This window comes from Brevibacillus laterosporus LMG 15441 (assembly GCF_000219535.2).
Classification (GTDB): domain Bacteria; phylum Bacillota; class Bacilli; order Brevibacillales; family Brevibacillaceae; genus Brevibacillus_B; species Brevibacillus_B halotolerans.
Genome location: NZ_CP007806.1, coordinates 1314058 through 1335888, shown reverse-complemented (window position 1 = coordinate 1335888; position 21831 = coordinate 1314058). Strand labels below are relative to the sequence as shown.

Annotated in this window: 25 protein-coding genes and 1 other annotated feature; of the genes, 1 reads left to right on the top strand and 24 read right to left on the bottom strand. The window is 42.4% G+C overall.

Features of this window, described 5'->3' with window-relative positions; translation table 11 throughout:
- Positions 1-13: 13 nt before the first annotated feature.
- Genes thrB through BRLA_RS06195 form a run of 4 tightly spaced genes read right to left on the bottom strand, consistent with a single transcriptional unit; the run spans position 14 to position 3817 of the window.
- A complete protein-coding gene (gene thrB, locus BRLA_RS06210; RefSeq protein WP_003338368.1) occupies positions 14-952 on the bottom strand; it encodes a homoserine kinase in 939 nt (312 codons plus the stop codon).
- Between the two features lie 13 nt (positions 953-965).
- Positions 966-2024 (bottom strand): threonine synthase, encoded by a 1059-nt coding sequence (gene thrC / locus BRLA_RS06205; RefSeq protein WP_003338369.1) that lies wholly within the window; start codon positions 2022-2024, stop codon positions 966-968.
- A complete protein-coding gene (locus BRLA_RS06200) occupies positions 2017-3342 on the bottom strand; it encodes a homoserine dehydrogenase (protein ID WP_003346145.1) in 1326 nt (441 codons plus the stop codon). The genes thrC and BRLA_RS06200 overlap by 8 nt, the downstream gene beginning before the upstream one ends.
- A 28-nt stretch (positions 3343-3370) precedes the next feature.
- Positions 3371-3817 carry an ACT domain-containing protein gene (locus tag BRLA_RS06195; protein WP_003338373.1) on the bottom strand — a complete coding sequence of 149 codons (447 nt, stop codon included), beginning with the start codon at positions 3815-3817 and terminating at the stop codon, positions 3371-3373.
- A gap of 209 nt (positions 3818-4026) precedes the next feature.
- On the opposite strand from BRLA_RS06195, the gene BRLA_RS24175 reads away from it, so the two are divergent.
- On the top strand, positions 4027-4179 hold the full coding sequence (locus BRLA_RS24175; protein ID WP_003338374.1) for a hypothetical protein: 153 nt from the start codon (positions 4027-4029) through the stop codon (positions 4177-4179).
- Between the two features lie 65 nt (positions 4180-4244).
- On the opposite strand, the gene BRLA_RS06190 is transcribed toward BRLA_RS24175, so the two are convergent.
- The 20 genes from BRLA_RS06190 to BRLA_RS06095 all read right to left on the bottom strand — a co-directional run bounded on the left by BRLA_RS06190 (position 4245) and on the right by BRLA_RS06095 (position 21694).
- Positions 4245-5009, bottom strand: a complete 765-nt coding sequence (locus BRLA_RS06190; RefSeq protein ID WP_003346149.1) for a PilZ domain-containing protein — start codon at positions 5007-5009, stop codon at positions 4245-4247.
- Between the two features lie 27 nt (positions 5010-5036).
- Positions 5037-6314 (bottom strand): GTPase ObgE, encoded by a 1278-nt coding sequence (gene obgE / locus BRLA_RS06185; RefSeq protein ID WP_003338376.1) that lies wholly within the window; start codon positions 6312-6314, stop codon positions 5037-5039.
- Between the two features lie 15 nt (positions 6315-6329).
- Positions 6330-6914 (bottom strand): Spo0B domain-containing protein, encoded by a 585-nt coding sequence (locus tag BRLA_RS06180; RefSeq protein ID WP_003338377.1) that lies wholly within the window; start codon positions 6912-6914, stop codon positions 6330-6332.
- Positions 6915-7036: 122 nt separating this feature from the next.
- On the bottom strand, positions 7037-7330 hold the full coding sequence (gene rpmA / locus BRLA_RS06175) for a 50S ribosomal protein L27 (RefSeq protein WP_026315215.1): 294 nt from the start codon (positions 7328-7330) through the stop codon (positions 7037-7039).
- A gap of 5 nt (positions 7331-7335) precedes the next feature.
- Positions 7336-7692, bottom strand: a complete 357-nt coding sequence (locus BRLA_RS06170; RefSeq protein ID WP_003338380.1) for a ribosomal-processing cysteine protease Prp — start codon at positions 7690-7692, stop codon at positions 7336-7338.
- The gene (gene rplU / locus BRLA_RS06165) at positions 7692-8003 is read right to left on the bottom strand and encodes a 50S ribosomal protein L21 (RefSeq protein WP_003338381.1); all 312 of its coding nucleotides are present in this window, start codon (positions 8001-8003) and stop codon (positions 7692-7694) included. Before rplU ends, BRLA_RS06170 begins: the two co-directional genes overlap by 1 nt.
- A gap of 11 nt (positions 8004-8014) precedes the next feature.
- Positions 8015-8096: a sequence feature (ribosomal protein L21 leader region), on the bottom strand.
- A gap of 56 nt (positions 8097-8152) precedes the next feature.
- Entirely contained in the window at positions 8153-9664 is a 1512-nt protein-coding gene (locus tag BRLA_RS06160; RefSeq protein ID WP_003338382.1) for an Rne/Rng family ribonuclease, read from the bottom strand.
- Between the two features lie 111 nt (positions 9665-9775).
- The gene (locus tag BRLA_RS06155; RefSeq protein ID WP_041751982.1) at positions 9776-10618 is read right to left on the bottom strand and encodes a M50 family metallopeptidase; all 843 of its coding nucleotides are present in this window, start codon (positions 10616-10618) and stop codon (positions 9776-9778) included.
- On the bottom strand, positions 10611-11414 hold the full coding sequence (locus tag BRLA_RS06150) for a M23 family metallopeptidase (RefSeq protein WP_003338385.1): 804 nt from the start codon (positions 11412-11414) through the stop codon (positions 10611-10613). The genes BRLA_RS06155 and BRLA_RS06150 overlap by 8 nt, the downstream gene beginning before the upstream one ends.
- 153 nt (positions 11415-11567) lie before the next feature.
- Entirely contained in the window at positions 11568-11768 is a 201-nt protein-coding gene (locus BRLA_RS06145) for a cold-shock protein (RefSeq protein WP_003338386.1), read from the bottom strand.
- A 232-nt stretch (positions 11769-12000) separates the two neighbouring features.
- Positions 12001-13134 carry a rod shape-determining protein RodA gene (gene rodA, locus BRLA_RS06140; RefSeq protein WP_003338387.1) on the bottom strand — a complete coding sequence of 378 codons (1134 nt, stop codon included), beginning with the start codon at positions 13132-13134 and terminating at the stop codon, positions 12001-12003.
- Between the two features lie 197 nt (positions 13135-13331).
- Positions 13332-14126, bottom strand: a complete 795-nt coding sequence (gene minD / locus BRLA_RS06135; protein ID WP_003338388.1) for a septum site-determining protein MinD — start codon at positions 14124-14126, stop codon at positions 13332-13334.
- Between the two features lie 29 nt (positions 14127-14155).
- Complete coding sequence (gene minC, locus BRLA_RS06130) at positions 14156-14827, bottom strand: septum site-determining protein MinC (RefSeq protein ID WP_003338390.1); 672 nt, start codon at positions 14825-14827, stop codon at positions 14156-14158.
- Between the two features lie 93 nt (positions 14828-14920).
- Positions 14921-17323 carry a penicillin-binding transpeptidase domain-containing protein gene (locus tag BRLA_RS06125; RefSeq protein WP_003338391.1) on the bottom strand — a complete coding sequence of 801 codons (2403 nt, stop codon included), beginning with the start codon at positions 17321-17323 and terminating at the stop codon, positions 14921-14923.
- A 27-nt stretch (positions 17324-17350) separates the two neighbouring features.
- Complete coding sequence (gene mreD, locus BRLA_RS06120; RefSeq protein WP_003338392.1) at positions 17351-17878, bottom strand: rod shape-determining protein MreD; 528 nt, start codon at positions 17876-17878, stop codon at positions 17351-17353.
- Between the two features lies 1 nt (position 17879).
- Positions 17880-18938, bottom strand: a complete 1059-nt coding sequence (gene mreC, locus BRLA_RS06115; RefSeq protein WP_003338393.1) for a rod shape-determining protein MreC — start codon at positions 18936-18938, stop codon at positions 17880-17882.
- Positions 18939-18953: 15 nt separating this feature from the next.
- A complete protein-coding gene (locus BRLA_RS06110) occupies positions 18954-19994 on the bottom strand; it encodes a rod shape-determining protein (RefSeq protein WP_003338394.1) in 1041 nt (346 codons plus the stop codon).
- A 94-nt stretch (positions 19995-20088) separates the two neighbouring features.
- Complete coding sequence (gene radC / locus BRLA_RS06105) at positions 20089-20778, bottom strand: RadC family protein (RefSeq protein WP_003338395.1); 690 nt, start codon at positions 20776-20778, stop codon at positions 20089-20091.
- A 71-nt stretch (positions 20779-20849) separates the two neighbouring features.
- Complete coding sequence (locus tag BRLA_RS06100; RefSeq protein ID WP_003338396.1) at positions 20850-21440, bottom strand: Maf family protein; 591 nt, start codon at positions 21438-21440, stop codon at positions 20850-20852.
- An 11-nt stretch (positions 21441-21451) separates the two neighbouring features.
- Complete coding sequence (locus tag BRLA_RS06095; protein WP_003338397.1) at positions 21452-21694, bottom strand: DUF4321 domain-containing protein; 243 nt, start codon at positions 21692-21694, stop codon at positions 21452-21454.
- Between the last annotated feature and the right edge of the window lie 137 nt (positions 21695-21831).

Here is a 21831-nt window from a genome sequence, read left to right as displayed (position 1 = left end):
GTTTTTCTATGCATTATGCTGTATATACAGGGCTTGTGTCAATAATTGCCCCATTATCATCAGGAAAGAGAACCATAGTAGAATAGCTTAATTGATTTTTCTGCATTACTTGTTCAATAAATTGTAACAGTCTTTGCTCTGCTTGATCATGTTCGAAAAAGCAAAGAATGGTTGGCCCTGCTCCTGACAAGGCTGCTCCTAAGGCGCCGTAATCCTGTGCTTTTTCCACAATTTCAGATAGGCCTGGAACTAATGCTGTACGATAAGGCTGGTGTAGACGATCCTGCATAGCAGTAGCCAATAAATCTAAACGGTCTTGAGCAAACGCAGCAACCAATAGGCTTGCACGTGAAATATTATAAACCGCATCTTCACGGGAATATTGATCAGGCAATGCTTTCCTCGCTTGATGAGTAGACAATTCAAAATCAGGAATGACTACCAGTGTCTTCAATCGCTCAGGAACCGAAAATTTAGCATAAGGAACTTGCTCAGCTTCATTATCTGGTAACGCTGAAATAATTAGACCCCCAAATTGTGAAGCTCCTACATTATCTGGATGTCCCTCCCAACGGCTGGCAAACGTAAAGAGCTGTCCGTCTGTAAACGGCTTACCTGCAAGGACATTCGCTGCAATTAAAGCACCTACAACTGCCGCTGCACTACTGCCAAGCCCTCGAGTCAAGGGAACCTCAGTCTCTACCTCAATAAATAATTCAGGTATAGGAAGCGAGGCCTTCTCAAATAAGAAGGCCGCCACTTCGTAAAGTAGATTGGTTTTATCTTGAGGCAAGCTAGCAAGCTCTGGTCCCACTAATCGAATCGTAGTTTGCCGGGCAATGCTCATGGTTATGGTTGTATAAAGCTGGAAAGCAAGACCGATTGTATCAAAACCAGCACCCAGATTGGCTGTGCTAGCTGGTACTCTCACTGTTACTTTCTGTATAGACATGCTGACACCTACTTTACTTTTTGATCAGTCCCATGACATCTTCTCTTGTTGCAGGCACTTTCACGGGTTCATTGGCAATGGTCTTAATTGCGATGCTCGGATCTTTTAAGCCGTGCCCAGTCAAGACGCATACGATGCGAGCTCCTTGTGTCAACTGTCCCATCCGGTGTAATTTAATGATACCCGCAAAGGAAGCTGCAGAGGCAGGCTCACAGAAGATGCCCTCTTTTTTAGCCAAAAGCTGGTACGCTTCTAAAATCTCCTCGTCTGTGACACTTTCTATGCGACCATTTGACTGCTTCAATGCCTGTAAAGCTCCAGCTTTGCTAGCAGGATTCCCGATACGAATCGCTGTTGCAATTGTTTCAGGCTGTTCTACAGGATGCCCTAAGACAAGTGGGGCTGCTCCTGCTGCTTGAAATCCATACATTTTTGGTAGGGCGGTAATCTTACCTGCTCGATGATATTCTGTAAAGCCCTTCCAATAAGCTGTGATATTACCTGCATTTCCAACTGGAATTGCTAAAATATCAGGAGCTTCTCCTAAACGATCACATATCTCAAAGGATGCTGTTTTTTGCCCTTCAATTCTATATGGATTTACCGAATTAACTAAAGTAATGGGCTCTTCTTGTGTAATTTGTTGGACAATGCGCAAGGCTTCATCAAAATTGCCATTGATTGAAATGACTTCTGCTCCATAAGCAATTGCTTGGGCCAATTTACCCAGGGCAATGTTTCCATCTGGAATTAATACGATACAACGCAGTCCTGCACGAGCTGCATAAGCGGCAGCGGCAGCAGATGTATTACCTGTTGAAGCACACATAATGGTATTGCTTCCCTCTTCCACTGCCTTGGCAACTGCCATCACCATGCCTCGGTCCTTAAAGGAGCCTGTCGGATTTAACCCCTCATATTTAAAGTGAAGCTCTACTCCCCACTCTTCAGATAAGCGAGCTGCATGGACCAATGGAGTATTTCCCTCATGCAGGGTCAAAAGAGGCGTATTTTCTGATACGGGCAAAAATTCTTTATACTGTGCGATAATCCCTAGTCTATCCTTACTCATTATGAACAGCACCTGCTTCCTTATCTGTACCCTCCACCTGATAGTAGCTCTTAATTTCGCTAATCACATCCATGCCCTCTAGCGTTTTTAGTACGGATGCCACATTATATTTGGAGGAAGTATGTGTAACCATTACAATCTCGGATTGACCGCTATCCTGATACGGCTGTTGGATAACCTGGTCCAAACTAACATCCTTTTCTGCTAACAGGTTTGTAATTTGAGCAAGTACGCCACGCTTATCTGCAACGATCAGTCGTATGAAGTATTTCGAGAATTTTTTATCATCAGTTTTTAGCTTTTTCTCTTTGTATGGGGCCACTGTTCCACGTCCATTTACACCTAATTTCATATTTTTTACTACGCTAATCAAATCAGAAACCACTGCTGTAGCCGTTGGCATCTCACCAGCTCCAGGTCCATAAAACATCGTTTCTCCCACCGCTTCCCCATGAACATACACCGCGTTAAACACGCCATTCACAGAAGCTAACGGGTGAGACTTATGAACCATTGTAGGCTGTACGCTTACTTCAATCTCATCGTTATCGCGACGTGCAATTCCAAGCAGCTTAACTTCGTAGCCTAATTTTTTCCCGTAAGCAATATCCTCTTTATTAACCTTGCTAATACCTCTTACCTGTACATCTTCCAAATTCATCGGGACACGGAAGCCCAGTGTAGAGAGGATTGCCATCTTTCTAGCGGCATCGAAACCTTCCACATCGGCAGTCGGATCAGACTCTGCATATCCAAGGGCTTGAGCTTCAGCCAGTACTTCCCGATATTCAGCCCCTTCCTTGCTCATTTTCGTCATAATATAGTTAGTCGTACCATTTACAATCCCCATCATTTTAGTGATTCTATCCGAGGAAAAGCCTTCTACCAAAGCGCGAAGTATCGGAATTCCCCCAGCAACACTCGCTTCATAAAAAACATCGCATTTTTTTTCTTGGGCTTTATGCAATAGCTCTGCACCATGCAACGCCATTAAATCCTTATTTGCAGTGACTACATTTTTCCCTTTTGCAAGAGCCTTTAGCAGATAATCTTTTGTAGGGTGTATGCCACCAATTACCTCAACAATAACATCAATATCCGGGTCTTCTATTAAATCATCCGCGTTCGTGGTGATTTTCTCCTGATCAATTACGATACTCCGGGCTTTTTCTTTGTCCTGTACCAGAATCTTATGAATCTCAATGCTCAGGCCCGTTTGGTTAAACAGGTCCTCCTGATGAGCGTCCACAATCCGAACTACACCTGTTCCTACCGTTCCAAGTCCCATCAAGCCTACTTTTACCTGCTTTTTCTCCATGCTTACGCCTCCTTGGTTGTCCTCGTTATTAGCCTCTGCCCACGATTAATGCCTTGCGTACACCTTGTAGCTTTTCAAGCAAATCTAAAAACTCCGTCGTTGGCATATGTAGCTGTGCCATATCTACAGACATTGCTACATTGGCAATCCCTTGCAACGGAATGGTTTGATTGATTGTTAGGACATTCCCGCCTTTTTCTGCTACAAATTGCAATACCCTTGATAAAATACCTGAACGATGCTCCAACGTAAGACTCACGGTCATAATCTTTTCACTCATCATGGCATTGAAAGGGAAAATCGCATCTTTGTATTTATAGAAAGCACTACGACTCAGTCCAACCCGCTCGACCGCTTCATTCACCGTGTCAATTTCGCCTGATTCTAACAGTTTTTTTACTTCAATCGTCTTCGCGATCGATTCTGGGAGGATGTCCGCTCGAATTAAATAGAATTTTTCATCTCGTTTACTCATGTGTCCTCCTGAAAAATACAAGTGTTTTCTTATAAAGGACATTATACGCTGACTCTGATACTATGACAACCCCAAAAAGCGGATTACATGAAAGCGACTATCGACGTACACACTAGGCTGTGACAGTAAAACAGGCAAAAACCCTATACTGTCCATGTTTTCCCAATCAAAAAATGTACCATCTTACTCTAATAAAGGAGGTGTAACAAATGGGTGGACGTGGAAAATCTGATAAATCACAAAGACGTAACCACAATGGTGTTGGAAAACCGGGATCGCTGGATCAATTCGGGAAAAAATTAGATGAGAAGCGCATGGCTGTTTCTCCAAATTATCAGATAGACAATGAGCGCGGAGGCTGATTGACGCTCACAAAGCAAAATAAAAAGGCACCTCGTTATGGTAAACGAGGTGCCTTTATTAAGGTTTATGATAACATCGTCTTGTGGTAGGCGATTAGCTCAGCATGCTGAGCAGGATCAACATCTGTGATCGAGAGCGTAACAATTGTGATATTATTATCAAACCGCTTTTCAATTACTTTCGTCATAGCTACTACTTCCGTTTTCGTACGTGGAATTACAAACGAGAGATTAACAAAATCCCCCTTTGCCAAATAACCATCTGTTCCTACATGAAGCTCCTTTTCCGAAAAGCTAAGGAGTACTCCCTCTCCCAGCTCTTCATTCGGTTTAGCTCCCATTCGCTTGTAAGGAACATTAATAATAAAGTCAGGATTCACCAATTGTTGAGCCTGATTTTCTCGATTACCAGACTGGTTATTCGTGAGAGCGGATGCATCTTGCTTGCTTCCCTTTAATTTTGCTAGGATAGCTTGGCGAGTAGCATCATGAGAGCTTTCAACAGAGGAAGAGGTTTGTCCTTTCTGCTGCTTCGATCCCTCAGCTACTGATTCTGTGCGTACAGGGAGTAGCCCCATAATCACAACCGGCCATGCGATCTTCTCTGTATATACCTCGTAGGCTTGATACTCCTGACCTTCATTGAAACGCACATGAAGAATACAACCCAAAAAAGAAGGATTCGCCTGATCTAAAATACAAGAGAGTAGTAAATAATCTCCCTTCTGATACTCTATCATAGCATCCTTTAGAGCAACGGATTCATTTTCACGTGATACATGTACAATGGTTCCGCGTACAAGCTGTCTGTCTTCCCCCATAGTCCCCATCTCACCACACTCACTTTTAACGAAAGTTTACTCTTGGAACTCAAATTCAAATTTACCAATCTGAACGGTATCCCCGTCTTTCGCACCACGTTCACGAAGAGCCTGATCAATTCCCATAGTGCGCATCAAACGTGCAAAACGTTGTATGGAGTCATAGCTGTTCAAGTTAGTCATCTTCGTTAATTTTTCAAGCTTCTCACCACTCACCACAAATACGTCATTCTCTCTTGTAATGACAAATGGTATTTCTTCTGGCTCTGCTTTAAATACAACTCTTTCTTCTACTTCCACTACTTCCTCTACTTCGAAACGCTCTGGGATCGTCTCAAGTAAATCACTAATAGCATACATGAGTTCTTGTACACCCTGACGAGTGGCGCCAGAAATCGAATATATTTTCGCATCTGGACATTTTTCACGGAAAGCCTGTAAATGCACTTCTGCATCCGGCAAATCCATTTTATTAGCCACAATAATTTGTGGTCTGTCTTCCATGCGGGCATTGTAATGTTTAAGTTCTTCGTTAATTTGAAGATAGTCCTCGTATGGATCACGGCCCTCAGTCGCAGCCATATCAATCACATGTACAATCACCCTTGTGCGCTCAACATGACGTAAAAACTGATGACCAAGCCCAACGCCTTCATGAGCACCTTCAATAAGGCCTGGCAAATCAGCCATTACAAAGCTTTTTTCACCTAGGTCTACTACACCTAGATTTGGAGCGATTGTTGTGAAATGATACGCAGCAATCTTAGGCTTTGCTGCTGTAACGGAAGATAGAAGCGTTGATTTTCCTACACTTGGATAACCAACTAAGCCTACGTCCGCAATCAGCTTTAATTCCATACGAATATAGCGTTCTTGACCTGGTTCACCGTTCTCCGCAATCTCTGGAGCCGGATTAGAAGACGTGGCAAAACGAATATTACCTCGTCCGCCGCGGCCACCTTTAGCAATAATTGCACGCTGACCATGTTCAATAAGATCAGCAATCACTTCTTGCGTATCATCATCGTACACGGTAGTACCTGGAGGAACACGAACGATCATATCCTCTGCTCCAGCACCGTGCATTCCTTTCGTTCTTCCGTGTTCACCACGTTTTGCTTTAAAATGTCGTTGGTAACGGAAATCAATAAGCGTACGCAATCCTTCGTCCACGACGAAAACAACGTTCGCTCCCTTACCACCATCTCCACCCGCAGGACCTCCGAGTGCTACATACTTTTCACGACGGAATGAAACTGCTCCATTACCGCCGTCTCCACCTTTTACATATACTTTTACTTGATCAACAAACACGAAATTGCCACCTCTCTACATTTTGCAAGGAAAGCTCATTTCAGCAATCCAGCCTGTATCGGTATGTATTTGTTCACTTACGAGCTTGGCCATACCCTTGTGATCATGAATAAGCTTTTCCACTTCCCCTGCAACTAATGCAGAGACCTGACCTTCCAAGTCAAAGTTGGCAAATACTTCATTATCCGAGTGAAACAACGTCACCGCTAAGTGAGGATGCTCCACTTGTTCTTTATGCAAGTGATGTTGTAATAGACCGATGCAAGTTGAAATCAAATAAAAAAAGCTATCGCTTTGCATCTCTAGCTTGGTCACATCTACCTGTGTTTTAACCTCTACTTCTACTATTATGTCTCGATTTAACGCATTAAACGTCAAAAAGAAAGCAGACAAACGCGAACAGTTTATGCGAGCAATCATACTTTCACGGTGAGCTTCCTCGGTCACTTTTTGCAGGTAATCCTCTCCATCTTGGTAGCGTCCCAGCTTCAAATAAGCATGGAGAACCTGAAGATGATTGAGCCAATCATGACGATCCTGGTTTACAATTCTCAATAACGTGTCCGCATGATCCGTAATAAACTTTTGTTCGTCCTTCATGTTTTCCCACCTGTCACTATATGGATTCCATCTTTTATTTTAACATAAGTACGAGTAGAGTAAAGGATAGTGAGTAAAAAGAAAAACCCAGCGATTGGCTGGGTTTTAGCTTCTTGTCGTTATTACGCTTCAGCAACAACTGGTTCGATCACAACTTGCTTGCGATCGCGTCCCAGACGTTTGAAACGAACGATTCCGTCAGCTTTCGCGAACAAAGTATCGTCGCCGCCGATGCCTACGTTAGCACCTGGATAAATTTTTGTTCCGCGTTGGCGAACAAGAATGTTACCAGCTTTTACGAATTGGCCGTCGCCACGCTTTGTACCAAGGCGCTTAGCGATGGAGTCACGACCGTTCTTTGTAGAACCTACCCCTTTTTTGGATGCGAAGAATTGCAGGTCCATAGTGAATAGCATGTTCATCATGAGTGAGCACCCCCTTGCCATTTTGAATCTTGTACAGAAATATATGTTCCGTAGTTTTGGGAAATAGCCAGTAGAGCAACCACTGTGCTTTCCGCTAGTAGTTGTTGCTTCTCTTCAAGAGCCGGATCATGCAAAGATGAAAGCCGCCACTTTAAAAATCCGCCCTCTTCTGTGTTCATTTCCACATCCGGCTTCAAACCGAGCAAAAGATGTACCGCATTCAGGTTGCCTAAAATAATAGCCGATACAGCCGAACAAACAATGTCCTCTCCGTATTTGCCAGCATTGGCATGACCTGTCATAGCAATCTCTGCAATGCCCGTCTGAGATCGAATTACCTCGACCTTAACCATTACGCGTTGATCTTTTCGATAACAACTTTAGAGAATGGTTGACGGTGACCTTGCTTACGACGGTAGTTTTTCTTTGCTTTGTACTTATACACGATAACTTTCTCACCTTTACCGTGCTTTTCAACTTTAGCTGTTACAGTTGCACCAGCTACAGTTGGAGTACCCGCAGTTACTTTACCGTCTTTGCTTACGAACAATACTTGATCAAAAGTAACTGTTTCACCTTCGGAAGCAGCTAGTTTTTCGATGAAAAGAGTAGCACCCTCTTCAACTTTGTATTGTTTACCACCTGTTACGATAATTGCGTACATTCTATTGCACCTCCTATACTCAGACTCGCCTTATGCAGGTGTGGCTTTACAAACCATCTTACTAAAACCTGATTCGCGCGGTTACAGTATGCTCAAGGTACAAGCATAGCTGCATAACAATCAGAGAATATCATACCTAGTAGAAAAGGTCAAGAAAAACGTTTAGAGTCAGCCTTTTTCCCAACATGCAAAATCTGATATTCACTTGGGTGCATGGTTTCACGTGAAATAAATTGAACCAAAACGTCCCAATCCTTCGCTAATTGCTCACGTCTTCCCTCAGCTTGAACATACTCATACACATGAGGATGAAAAGCGGCTACAATAGCTTCTGCATCCTGTCCCCGGATCAATGCTTTAGCCTCTCGAATAAAACGCCCTGCTACCTCCTGCTCCGTTAAAATCCTCCCCTTACCACTGCAAGTAATGCATGGCTTGGTTAGAACAGATGCAAGGTTGTTTCTTACCTTTTTCCTTGTCATTTCCAAAAGGCCTAATTGTGTAAAGCCCATGACATAACTATTGGTCACGTCTTTGTCTAATTCCCTCTGCAAGGCTTCCTGTACAATCTGCTGGTTTTTGGCCTGCTTCATATCAATGAAATCAATTATGATAATACCGCCAATATCGCGAAGCCTTAGTTGTCTAGCAATCTCTTGGGCTGCCTCCACATTGGTTGCCGTCACGGTATCCTCTAGCTGCTGACCGCTCTTCCCCGTGAATTTCCCTGTATTAACATCGATCACAGTCATAGCCTCTGTTTGATCAATTACCAAGAAGCCGCCACTTTTGAGCCACACTTGCCTGTACAGAGCTTTTTCAATTTCTTTGTCGACACCATAGGCATCTAACACAGAGGTTTTTCCTTGATAGAATTGAATTTTAGTAAACATGGCTGGATAAATAGCCTTTGCTTGTCCCCTAAGCTCATGATACAGCTCTGCGTCATCCACTACGATTTCCAGCATCTGATCTTCCGAGCGATCTAATAAAATGCGGCTTACTGCATCATCTGCTGACAATAGAAGGGACGGCGTTTTTTTCTTTCCCGTTTCCTGATAGGCCGCCTTCCATTTTGTACGCAGGAAATTAAGCTCTGTCTGCAACTGCTCCACAGAAGCTTCCTCGGCCATCGTTCTTACAATAATCCCTTCTCCCTCAGCTAAGCTATCTGTTGCCCATGTTCTTAGTCGTTCCCGTTTGTCTACGTCTACAATTTTACGTGACAACGAGATTAGCCCTGCAAATGGCAAATAAACCAGCATGCGTCCCGGCAGACTGATTTCAGAGGTAAGTCTTGGAGATTTGCTTCCTATCGCTTCCTTGCTAATTTGGACGATTTTTTCCTCGCCTACTTGTACCAATGTCCGAATATTAGGCTTGGCCGCCCCTCGGTTCTGTACTTTCCAGCCTGGGGGCAATGCCTCGTCAATATATAAAAACGCTTCCTGCTCTTCTCCAATATCTATAAAGGCAGCTTGCATGGCTGGTAAGACTTTTTTTACTCGCCCTCTATAAATATTTCCCACCGCCGCCATTGGTTTGTTCTGTTCCATTGTCAATTCTGCAAGTCGCCCTGCTTCCATGACAGCAATACGTGTTTCTTCTATGTCACGGCTCACGATAATTTGTTGGAGAGCACGTTGTTGTTTTTTGTTCAACTAATCTTCCTCCTGGAGGTCTGTCCTATCCTCTCATTGTAGCGCATTTCTATTCGATTTGAAAAATAACAGAAGTAACTTTTCAATGATCAAGTCAAGAAGCATCACACGCTACAGTAGGCTGCTGATCCAATCTCGCTGACGCCGCTCCACTAGACAAGCATAAAGTACATTCTCCTCAGGCAGTACGCCACCTTGTTTCCCTGTAATATAAAACAAATGATATTTCCCTTTTTGTAGCTTATGGGTGGCTTCCCAAACAGAGAGAGACGAAGGTACGCGTACAGGCTCTATCGGCTCTAGTCTGGGCGCTCTCTGATATCTTTTATGTAAAAAGCGAATAAACTGATAAGGAAAGCGTTTGTATGCTTGCCCATTGGTAAGAGCCAAATAGATGGCAATAGCAGTTAGATTGGCATGAAGCAACCAAATTCCGGCTCCTAGAAGTAAAATAGCTAATCCACAGCTACTGCTAAATGATAAAATCGCCGCTTTCCGATAAGAAATGAACGATGTTAAGACTGCCTGCACAATGCGGCCACCATCTAAGGGCCACATCGGTAATAAATTAAACAAAGCAATCATCATATTGCTTTTCATAAAAAAATGAGCCCAATGCTCCGACCATATACCTACCCACCAAAATAAAAGAGAAAAAAAAATCATAACGATATTCATAAAAGGGCCTGCTAATGCTACGACAATCTCGTCTATGGCATCAGATGTTGGAGATTCCTCCATAACCGCGACTCCACCGAAGGGTAACAATTGAATTTCTTTTACTTCCCAGCCAAGTTCACGGGCGGCCGCTATGTGACCAAGCTCATGGATAAGTACAATGATAAACAACGCAATCGTTTCAATAAAATAACCAGCCATTACAGCTAGGCCTATGACCAGCCAAAATAAAAGGTGGATGCGGATACGAATACCGCCTGGCCAAAAGTCACTCAAATGAGATCACGTCCAATGGATTAGTAAATCTTCCGTTTTGTTTCATCGCCATAAAAAGGTAACGCGTGTTAACCACTTGATCGACAAAAGGCTTAGCAACCCCAACAGTGTCCTTTTTATTCACCCAGTCATTTACAGATACATTGACTTTTTCAAGGTTTCCATACCAAATCTCTCGATCATTGGTATACTGCATGACCACAGTGGTTCCATAACCAGATTTTTCCCCAACAAAAGTTACCCAGCCGGTATCCATGTTGACGACCTCTCCTTTTTCTCCTAAGTCAACAACTATTTTGGCGCTTTTCGTATCATATTCCTTCGCTATTTTCCACTCCTTCGGCAAACTCCACTTACTTAGCTGATACGCGTTGGCTGGCACACTCTCCTTCTCCTTTTTGTTAAAAAGAACCGGTAGCGCGCTTGACGAGTGACCTGTGACTTGTTCGTACCAAACCGCCACGCCTTCAAAATTAAAATCGCGAGTCATCACTTCTCTTGATAAATCTCGCCATGTATTCGGAACACCAAACGGGCTTTTTAATAGGACATAGGCCACACCAATAACCGCTAGAGAAAGATAGATCTGCCTTTTAAGCTGGAATCCCACCGGTTTGCTCGGGGGAGTCTCGTTGCTGAAATCAGTGTTTTTTACATATTGATCAGGAATAAGCACTCTTTTTATCGGATCGTGTAGTTCATCAATGTGTGGCGGCATACTGTCGCGCGATTGTAAGAGAAGCTGTTCTTTTCTTTCCTGTCTTCTCTCCTTTACCCGTTCTCTTTCATGAAACATGCATCCCACCCCTTTTCAGGCCAATCTTTACTTGGATTATATGACTTGTCTAGGTGGGATATGACACTGTAAAACAGAGCTGTAATCATTAGCATAAATGAAAAAAAACAGCCCCTCAAAAGAGAGACTGCTTCTTTTTATACGTATTTGATCTTACAGACGATTAACGTTAGCAGCTTGTGGTCCACGGCTACCTTGAACGATTTCAAACTCAACTTTTTGACCTTCTTCAAGAGTTTTGAAACCTTCAGTTTGGATAGCGCTGTAGTGTACGAATACATCTTCTCCGCCTTCAACTTGAATGAAGCCAAAACCTTTTTCTGCGTTAAACCATTTTACAGTACCTTGTTGCATGGAAAAAACCTCCTAGAAATGTTCGCCTTTTCAGACGATTAAAATATCTGTTAACCATCACTTAAAGCTTGTTTCAAGGAAAAAAGCCGTGCCCAACAGAGACTTGATCACATGGTGACGCTATCTCTGAAAAGCACGGCATATCATCCAATCCATCAAATCACTAGGTAAGTAAAATGGTTAACTTACCTTGAATATATCACACATTTATTGGTTTGTCACGATTTTTAACTTAATCGAAACTAAGTTTCTGCTTCCTCATCCCAATATTCAATACTACACCTATTGTTAAGAAATTGGTTAAAAGCGAGCTTCCACCATAACTAATAAATGGTAAAGGCAAACCAGTAATTGGCATTAGTTGAATGGTCATTCCAATATTTTCAAAAATTTGAAACGTAAGCATTCCAACTACACCTGATACCACATAGGCACCGAATGGATCATTACACTCCATCGCAATCCGAATCATTCGATATACTAACACGAAAAACAGGATCATCATAATTCCTGCTCCAATAAACCCTAAACGCTCTCCAATGACCGTAAAAATGAAATCACTCTCACCAACCGGAACCCATAGCAAGCTAGCCTGTGTGGCTGTGTGCAAGCCTTTACCTGTTAACTGCCCCGATCCAATTGCAATAAGCGATTGTAAAAGCTGAAATCCTTGCCCTACTGGATCAAGATAAGGGTTTAACCAAGATTCAATCCGAGCCCATTGATAAGGTTTGATCAATTTAAAAAAGATATCATCTTTATGGTACATATAAACATAGGAAACTAACCCTACTCCAATAGCAGCAATCCCGCTAAACGTAATCATATGCCGTACTCGAATTCCACCAACAATCAGCATGGTTGCTAATATAGCACAAAAGACTAAAGCTGTACCCAAGTCTGGTTGTTTAAAAATCATGAGAAGCGGTACCCCAACGATCAGAAATACAGGCCACCATTCATAAAGATAATAAGGCTTACCTAATTTTTCTTCACGTTTGGACATATAGTGTGCAGCAGCTATTATCGTAAAAATTTTCATAGGTTCGGATGGTTGAAACAGAACGACACCCAGATTATACCAACTAGTGGCGTTGTTAATGGCCTTCGTAAAAAATACGCCGAAAAGCAAAACTAGTCCTATAGCGTAAACTACATATGATAGCTGCCGGAACACCCGATAATCAATAATCAGTGTACAAAACAATACACCAAAACCAATAGCATACCACATAAGCTGTCGGTTCGCTGTCGCCACTCCTGGGGCAGATCCGCTTATACCGAGATAACTAAACAAGCCAAGACCTAGAAGGATCAACAGAATCAACCAATCCAACTGCTTTATATATCGCTTTTCAAAATCCATTTTTTTCCCCCGTGCATGTTAAGGTCTAGTATCTGTAAGTCTTATATTATTCGGAAATGCAAAGAAAAACTTGAAAACCAAACCTTTGGCACTAAGAACCTTCGTTGCACTTTGTAAGATAAAAATTCCATAAGTTCGGATCAGTAAAAAAGAAACAGGAGTATACCCCTGTTCTCTTGTTTCTCGACTAGCATTCCTTATTTTAAGCCAAAAAACTTACGGAACTTATGAAAAACTCCTGGTTTTTCCTGAAGTGGCAGTAAAGGCACTGATTCCCCTAACAAACGTCTTGCTACATTTCGATATGCTAAGGACGCACGGGATTCATGATTCATCACTGCCGGCTCGCCTGCATTTGCTGATTTGATGATATATTCATCATCAGGAATCACACCCAGTAAATCAATGGCAAGTAAATCCAGAATATCCTCTACATCTAACATGTCACCATTCTTAACCATATGGGACCGCACTCGATTAATTACTAATTTAGGCATTCCTACATTTTCACGTTCAAGCAGGCCAATGATACGATCTGCGTCACGTACTGCCGCCTTTTCCGGAGTCGTCACAACAATAGCCTGATCAGCCCCTGCTACAGCGTTGCGGAATCCTTGTTCAATACCTGCTGGACAATCGATAATGACGTAGTCAAAATCACGCTTCAATTGGGTGACGATATCTTCCATTTGATCTGTTGTAAGCGCTGATTTATCCTTGGTCTGCGCTGCTGGTAATAATGACAACGTCTCAAAACGCTTATCTTTAATTAAAGCCTGTTGCAAACGACAACTGCCTTCTGCTACGTCAACCAGGTCATAAATGATCCGATTTTCTAGTCCCATGACCACATCCAGATTGCGTAAGCCGATATCTGTATCTACCATACACACCTTCTGGCCATTAAGAGCCAATGCGGTTCCTATATTAGCAGATGAGGTGGTTTTCCCCACTCCGCCTTTCCCTGAAGTCACAACTATTGCAATACCCACGTATGCTCCCTCTCCTTCATTCCGTACCGTTATGCTTTCTTCTTACCCAAATCTGAGCGTAAGCGATGCAAAAAGTTCATTTTAGCGACTACCATCCGATCCTCTTCCAAATAAGCAAACTCAGTAGTACCGCTATAGTCCGACCATTCATCTCCCGGACGGCTGATTACTTCAGCAATTCTCAGTTGGGTTGGATGTAAGCAAGCGGAGGCGATTACAGCATCTTTGTCGCCATTCGTTCCCGCTTGCGCTACACCACGAAGATTACCTAACACGAAGATACTCCCCGTACTTCTTATCGTACCACCAGGATTAACATCACCCAGTAGCAAAATATCTCCGTCGTATTCTAATACCTGACCGGAACGAACCGTGTTTGTTTGTACAATCAATCCGGGAGCTTTGTCTTCTTTATATACTTCTTCTTTAAGAATCACATCCGAGTCGATCATATGAATAACCAGATTACCCTTCATGCGAATAATCTGCGTTAACTCTTCCTGTTGCTCTGGAGTGCAGTAACGCTTCCCAAGTTTTAATGTAATCCTGATGAGAGGACCACTAAAAAATTGTGGATGGCTGTGCTCAATTTTTTCACGTAAATCATCTAAAAGCTCCGAAAATGAACAGGTATCGTCCATAAAAAAGACAAGTCCATCTTTGGTTCCTTTAATGACTACTTTACTTTTGGCCGTATTCATGGAGATGTTTCACCTCGACCGTTACCATTCGCCATTTATACAACAAACTCCTGCCTCGCTAACAAAAAACTCAGCGAATTAATCTTAGAAAGCCTACTCTGTCGGCGTTACCGTACTGTTAAGTGGATACAAGGCATGATAAGCCTCCAGCAATTCACGCGCGATCCTATCTGAACCATGTCCTCCAGAATGCGGAACGACTACTACAAAGGAAATTTTAGGATTTTCGTAAGGTGCATATCCAAGGATCAAGGAGTTATCAGAAGAAGTTCCGCCTGTTTGAGCGGTACCTGTTTTAGCAGCTACACTAAACGGCAAGCCTGCCATTGCTGTCGCAGCAGTACCTCCAGGCTGAGTAACACGGCGCATCCCCTCTTGAACTACCTTGAGGTAGCTTGGATTGATATTAATTTTGTTCAAAACTTGCGGCTCTATGGTTGTAATGACATCTCCTGGCTTCTTAGGATCAATAGAGCCTTTTCGAATTTCTTTAACCATATGCGGTCGAATTCGATATCCGCCATTTGCGATTGTAGAAACGTATTGAGCCAATTGGATAGGAGTAAAGCTATCATACTGCCCAATAAGAGCATCGGCAATACGTCCCATTTCAAATGTTGGAGCTGGCCAGCCTGCCTTTTCACTTGGTAAATCAATACCAGTCTTAACTCCTAGACCGAATTGCTGATTGTAAAAATTAATGATCTTAAAGGATTCACGATAACTATTTCCTTTTCCTATCTCGCGCTCCTTTAATCTCCAGCCCATTGTGTACATGTATGTGTTATTGGATACAGCTATTGCTCGTCTTGCATCAACTTGACCATGTCCACCTAGTTTCCAGTTTCGTTTCTTTACATCCCCAAATTGGAAATAACCAGGGTCAAAAATTGACTCATTGGGTGTAGTCAACTTTTCTTGTAAGGCCATCATAACCGAAATAGGTTTCACTGTAGAAGCCGGTGGATAAACACCCCTAGTGACATTATTAAGCTGTGCTGGAGCAACTACCTTCTCATAATTCTCATTGAATAGCTTTCGATTATAGTGGAGGTTTAAATCGTAATCAGGGTAGTTAGCCATAGCCAAAACTTCACCTGTATTAGGATTCATTACGACCGCAGAGGCAGCGTTCACTGTTCCTTTCGCAGAGCGTCTCATCTCATTGACATTTCGTTTAAGAATTTCCTCCAATTTACTTTGGAAGCGATAATCTAAGGAAAGAACTAGATCATTACCAGGTATTGCTTCGCGAGTTCTTCCTTTCACGACCGTCTCTGCATCCTTGTTTACCTGCACGTCCATAATGCCATCTTTTCCACGTAAATCTTTCTCGTAATATCTTTCTAACCCCTCGACTCCAATACGATCTGTCTTGGAATATCCCATCGCAAGATACTCATTAACCTGACTTGCACTGATTGGGCTGATGTAGCCAAGAATATGTGTGGCAAAAGCGCCATCCTCATCTTGTCTAATTTGCCGTACGGGTTCAACAATTACATTAATTCCAGGTAATTCACTTAAATTTTCATTGATTTTGGCTACTTCAATTTCAGTAGCGTTTTCCTTAATTCGACGAGGAATGAATTTAGGCATACTATAATCTCGCATGCTATTTAAAATGCTAATACGATGCCACTGATACTGACGTTGCTCCGGAGTTAATGGCAATGCAACATCCAAATCAAATCTAGCAGCATATTGGAGTAATTCTGCATCTGTTTTACTGCTTAGCTCCCCAGCAGAAGGCATCTTGCTTAAAAGTGATTTTACATCCTTTTGCAAAGATTCCTTTACCTTGTCTTCAAGAGCAATTGGATACGGTACATTAGCTGAGATGACATATTTTAACAATTGACTGTCATAGGCTGTCTTCGTATCCACGTTCTTGCCGTCTACCTGAATCGTTGCTGGCAATTTTTTTTGTAAAGCTTCACGATCATTTTCATCGAAAGGGGATCTTACTGAGAGTCCCAAGGCAAAGGCTGTTTTTACTAAATCATAGTCCTTTATCCCTTTTAATTGAGCCGAATTTGGAAGAGCATTAATTTTGGGAGTTAGCTGCTGGATGAGCTTTTGAGATTGCTCTGGCTTAAAAGTGATCGGTAATGTGGTCTGCAATTCAGTCGCTTTTTTTATAAGCTCTTTATCAGTCCCAATCTTTTCATCCATTTGCAGCAAGCTCGTCAGTTTTTCGGCTACTGCTTCCTCATTAATTTCCTTTTTTTGCTCGGATGTATAAGTAACCGTAAAAACGGGCTTATTCGAAACCAAAACATTGTGGTTCACGTCTAAGATACGTCCACGCGGTGCAGGTATTGGTAATTGTCTAATACTATACTTTTCCAAATCGTGTTGATATTGTTCTCCTTCTACGATTTGCACATAGGCAAGTCGCAAAATAACAGCCGCAAAAAATATAAACACGAAAAAAAATAAAACGTTTAATCTAGTGGCAATATGGGATTTAGGTGGTTGTTGGTTCTCTCCCATGCGAGCTACTCCTCCTTCTGTCAGATCCTACTCATGAGAGCGCTCTTTGTTTTCTTTCACTTGCAAGCAAAGCTTTTTCATCGGCAAATAAACAAAAGCCGCAAACAGCATATTTAGAAGAACTGTCGGAAAAATTTCGTGAGTAAGTGTCCAACGAACATCTACAGGATTGGTCATAAATAAGCGAAACAGCGTATAAGTAAGCCACTCATGCCCAAACAAAACGAGAAGCAGCGTAGTAAACACGACGGCAAAGCTACGATGAAATAGCATCAAGACTAGTCCAGCAAAGTACCCTGCCACCATCATAGATAACGTATACACGCCGATTATATGACCGAAAACAACATCTTGTAACAGTCCAAAGACCAATCCATATAGCAATCCTTCCCGTCTCCCGATAAACAAGGAAATCAGGATAGTTCCCACCAAAGCAAAGCGGGGAATCGTCTCGTAAGACATCCCCCATGCACTCGGCACAAAAACTTGTACTACCGATCCTTCCAATATAAACAGCAATAGCAAAAAGAGGGTCAATTTCGTTCGAGATAACATACTATTTACCCCCTTTTCCCTTCGATTGCTGAGTGGTTCCTTTTTGACTGGAAGAACTCGAATCGCCAGTTGGAGTCTCCACAGACTTACGGTCAATAACCAAGACATCAGAAATTAATGTGAAATCAGCATACGGTTTTATATAGGCTGTTTGGGTTAATCCATAGTCTCCTGGCTCTGTTTTGACCACTATACCAATTGGTAGTTTACTAGGAATCATACCGCCTAACCCAGACGTAATTACCGCATCATTCACACTGATCTTTTGATCTAAAGGAATCTTGCGCATAATCAATAATTTTTCAACCGAGTCGTAATCCTCTAAAATTCCGCTTACATACTTCGTAGTAGTTGCTGGCTTCTGTTGGTTATTCGCCTGCGTGGTAGCTGTATTTGATTTATTCGAATTGGCCGCATTTGCTGTATTGCTTGTGCCATTCGTCTGTTGGCCATTACCAGTAGTTGAAGGCGGAGTTTGGATTGGCTGAGTGGCCAAAATGTATCCAGAAACATGGTTGCGGTTAGAGCTCTCTCTGCTTGTAAGCAATTCAACTGTCGCAGAGAAATTGGAAACATCCTTCACTCTCCCTATCAAACCTTTAGAGGTCATAACAGCCATGTCTTTCTTAACACCTTGTTTACTACCGCTACCGATAACCAACACATCATTCCATTGACTCGAATTCCTTGCAGCTACTTCTGAATAAATGACATTGTAATCATTTAATTTTTGTTTTGTGCCAAGACTCTCTCTCAGTTGTCCATTCTCATACTTTACAGCTTTTAACTCAGCAGACATCTGCGCGTATTGATCCAAGCTTGCTTTTAATACACGATTTTCTTCGTACACATGATAAGCATCTTGAACATTATGAACAAACTGCGAAACAGCCTGGGCAGGGCGATAAAATAGGCCCTGCACCACGCTGGTTGTATCTTTCATGAATTTTTCTGGCCATGTCAGGTTCATTCTGTCCTTGGCGGTATAACCCATCACTACCAACAGAACAACTAAGCCAATTAATACAATTATAAGTTTTCGATTACCGAAGAATGACATAGACACGTCACCCGCTTATCGTCTTTTTGCACGAGAAGATGTTATTCCATGTTTAGATTTAAAGAGATGCAAATTCTCAAGCGCTCGCCCTGTTCCAATGGCTACACAGTCAAGTGCATTCTCCGCCACATGAACAGGCATACCTGTTTCACGTGTTAATAAACGCTCAATGTGACGTAGTAATGCCCCGCCTCCAGTTAGTACAATTCCACGATCCATGATATCTGCAGCTAACTCTGGAGGACTTTTCTCCAATGTAATTTTCACAGCTTCAACAATTGACATAATCGTTTCAGCCAATGCTTCGGCAATTTCTGTACTTGTAACAGAGATCGTTTTTGGCAAACCTGTCACAAGATCTCGACCACGAATTTCTACTGTTTCTTGTTCATCCGGGGCGATAGCGGAACCAATCTCCATTTTCAACGTCTCAGCAGTACGCTCACCAATCATTAGATTGTAACGACGTTTAATATACTGAATGATGGCCTCATCCATTTCATCACCAGCTACACGAATGGAACGACTAGTAACAATTCCACCCAATGAGATGATAGCTACTTCCGTCGTACCGCCCCCAATGTCCACTACCATGCTACCTGTTGGTTCCCAAACAGGCAAATCAGCACCAATTGCAGCCGCAAATGGCTCTTCAATTGTATATGCTTCTTTTGCTCCTGCTTGCTTCGTTGCATCCTCTACCGCACGTTTTTCAACCGCTGTAATCCCAGATGGCACGCAAACCATTACACTAGGACGACGGCTAAAGAAGCCTTGATTTTTCTGAGCTTGACGAATAAAATAACGCATCATGGTTGCAGTGGTTTCAAAATCAGCAATAACTCCGTCTTTCATCGGACGAACAGCCACGATATTTCCTGGTGTACGACCAATCATGTTTTTGGCTGCATTACCTACAGCCTCAATTGTATTTGTATCAGTGCGGATCGCTACAACAGAAGGCTCGCTCACCACAATTCCTTTTCCTTTAACGTATACGAGGGTATTAGCTGTTCCCAAGTCAATCCCCATATCGCGTGTGAAACTACCAAACATATTGAAAATCTCCTTCCATTTTGTCAAAACGGTCATTTTCCTAGGATGCTTCCGCTGACAGACAGGTATTATTTGTTTTGTGAAAGGGTACGTGTTACATATATCCCTGTTCTTTTAAACTAACGTAATGACCATCTCCAATAATAAGATGATCCAAAAGAGGGATTCCTACTAAATCTCCTGCTTGGAGCAGAATTTTAGTCACATTAATATCCTCTTTGCTTGGAGCAGGATCTCCGCTTGGATGATTATGCAAACAGATTATAGAGGCACAAGAACGCTTAATTGCTTCGCGGTAAATATCCCGTGGATGAACAATAGAAGAATCTAAGCTTCCCACAAAAACTGTTTTCTTCCCTATCACCTGATTTTTCGTATTTAAAAAAAGGCATACAAAATGTTCTTGTACGAGACCAGCCATTTCCGGCATCATAAAATCTGCTACATCTTTTGGCAAACGGATACTGATACGAATATCTCGAGCTTTAATGGCAGATCTTCGTCCTAACTCCAGCGCTGCCTGTATTTCCACAGCCTTAACGGGACCAATCCCGTTGATATCTGTCAGCTCTTCATTAGTAGCTGTTGCAAGTTGTTGCAAATCACCAAACACAGCTAATAAGCGCTGCGCTACCCTATGGACTGGATCTTTTTCTGTGCCAGTCCGAAGTAAAATCGCTAAGAGTTCGACATCAGATAAAGCACCAGACCCTTGCCTTAACAAACGTTCGCGCGGACGCTCATATGTAGGGACGTTTTTTAACTTAAAATTGTTACAGTTCATCTCTTATTTTGCCCCTTCCTTCATTCCTGCCAAGCGGCTGTTATCATGGAGAAGCAATCTAAGAGGAACACCTACTTGTTTAACAGGGAAATTCCAAATTGAGTAAACATCTGGGCCAAGCGATTGAGCGGTAGTCCCACTACCGTAAAATAATCGCCCTCAATTCGTTCTACAATCGTCGATCCAAGGCCCTGTATAGCATAGGAACCTGCTTTATCCATTGGTTCTTTACTAGCGATATATCCACGTATCTCCTGATCTGTCATTGTACGCATTTTAACCCTTGTAGATGAATAATCAAGTGCTGTTTTCCCAGTCGAAACATCAATAATAGCTAGGCCGCTGAATACTTCATGCTCGCGCCCTTGTAATGAAGTGAGCATCCGAAATGCATCCTCTTCATCATGCGGTTTTCCCAATACCTGTCCGTCTAGCACAACAATTGTATCAGAGCCAATAACTAGACCAAATGACAAATTTTTGGCAACAGCATCTGCTTTTCTATGAGATAAGATTTTTACGATTTCTTCTGGCGCAATCTCTTCAGATATCGTCTCATCTACATTGCTCACCTGAACGCGAAAAGGCAAGCCCAAGCATGCCAGCAATTCTTGACGTCGCGGGGAAGAAGAAGCTAATACGATTGGCTGTTCTGGATTCATTTTATCTCCCCCTATCGAATTTTCTTATATATCCAAAAAGCGAGAACAAGCCCTCCGATACTGGCTAGGTTTAGTTTTACCTCAAAATGAAGATTGTACTTCAAAATGTCCAAATCTGCCGCAGGACTCCATGTTAACATCTTACTCTCTCGAAGAAAAGGAATCCAAGGACCTAATATTTGCCCTAATAGACTACCAAACAAGAGACCTGATAACAGGACAATCAATAAAATTACAAATTCTTTCCCCGTCATTCTCTCTACCCTCGTTTTTTCATCGTTGTTTTTTGGAAGAAAGTCGTTATAATCACACCTAAGTGTAGCAAAACTTGACATCAAGAGACAACTACCGAAGCAGTTGATTTTCAGATTTATTTTTATGATCATAACGA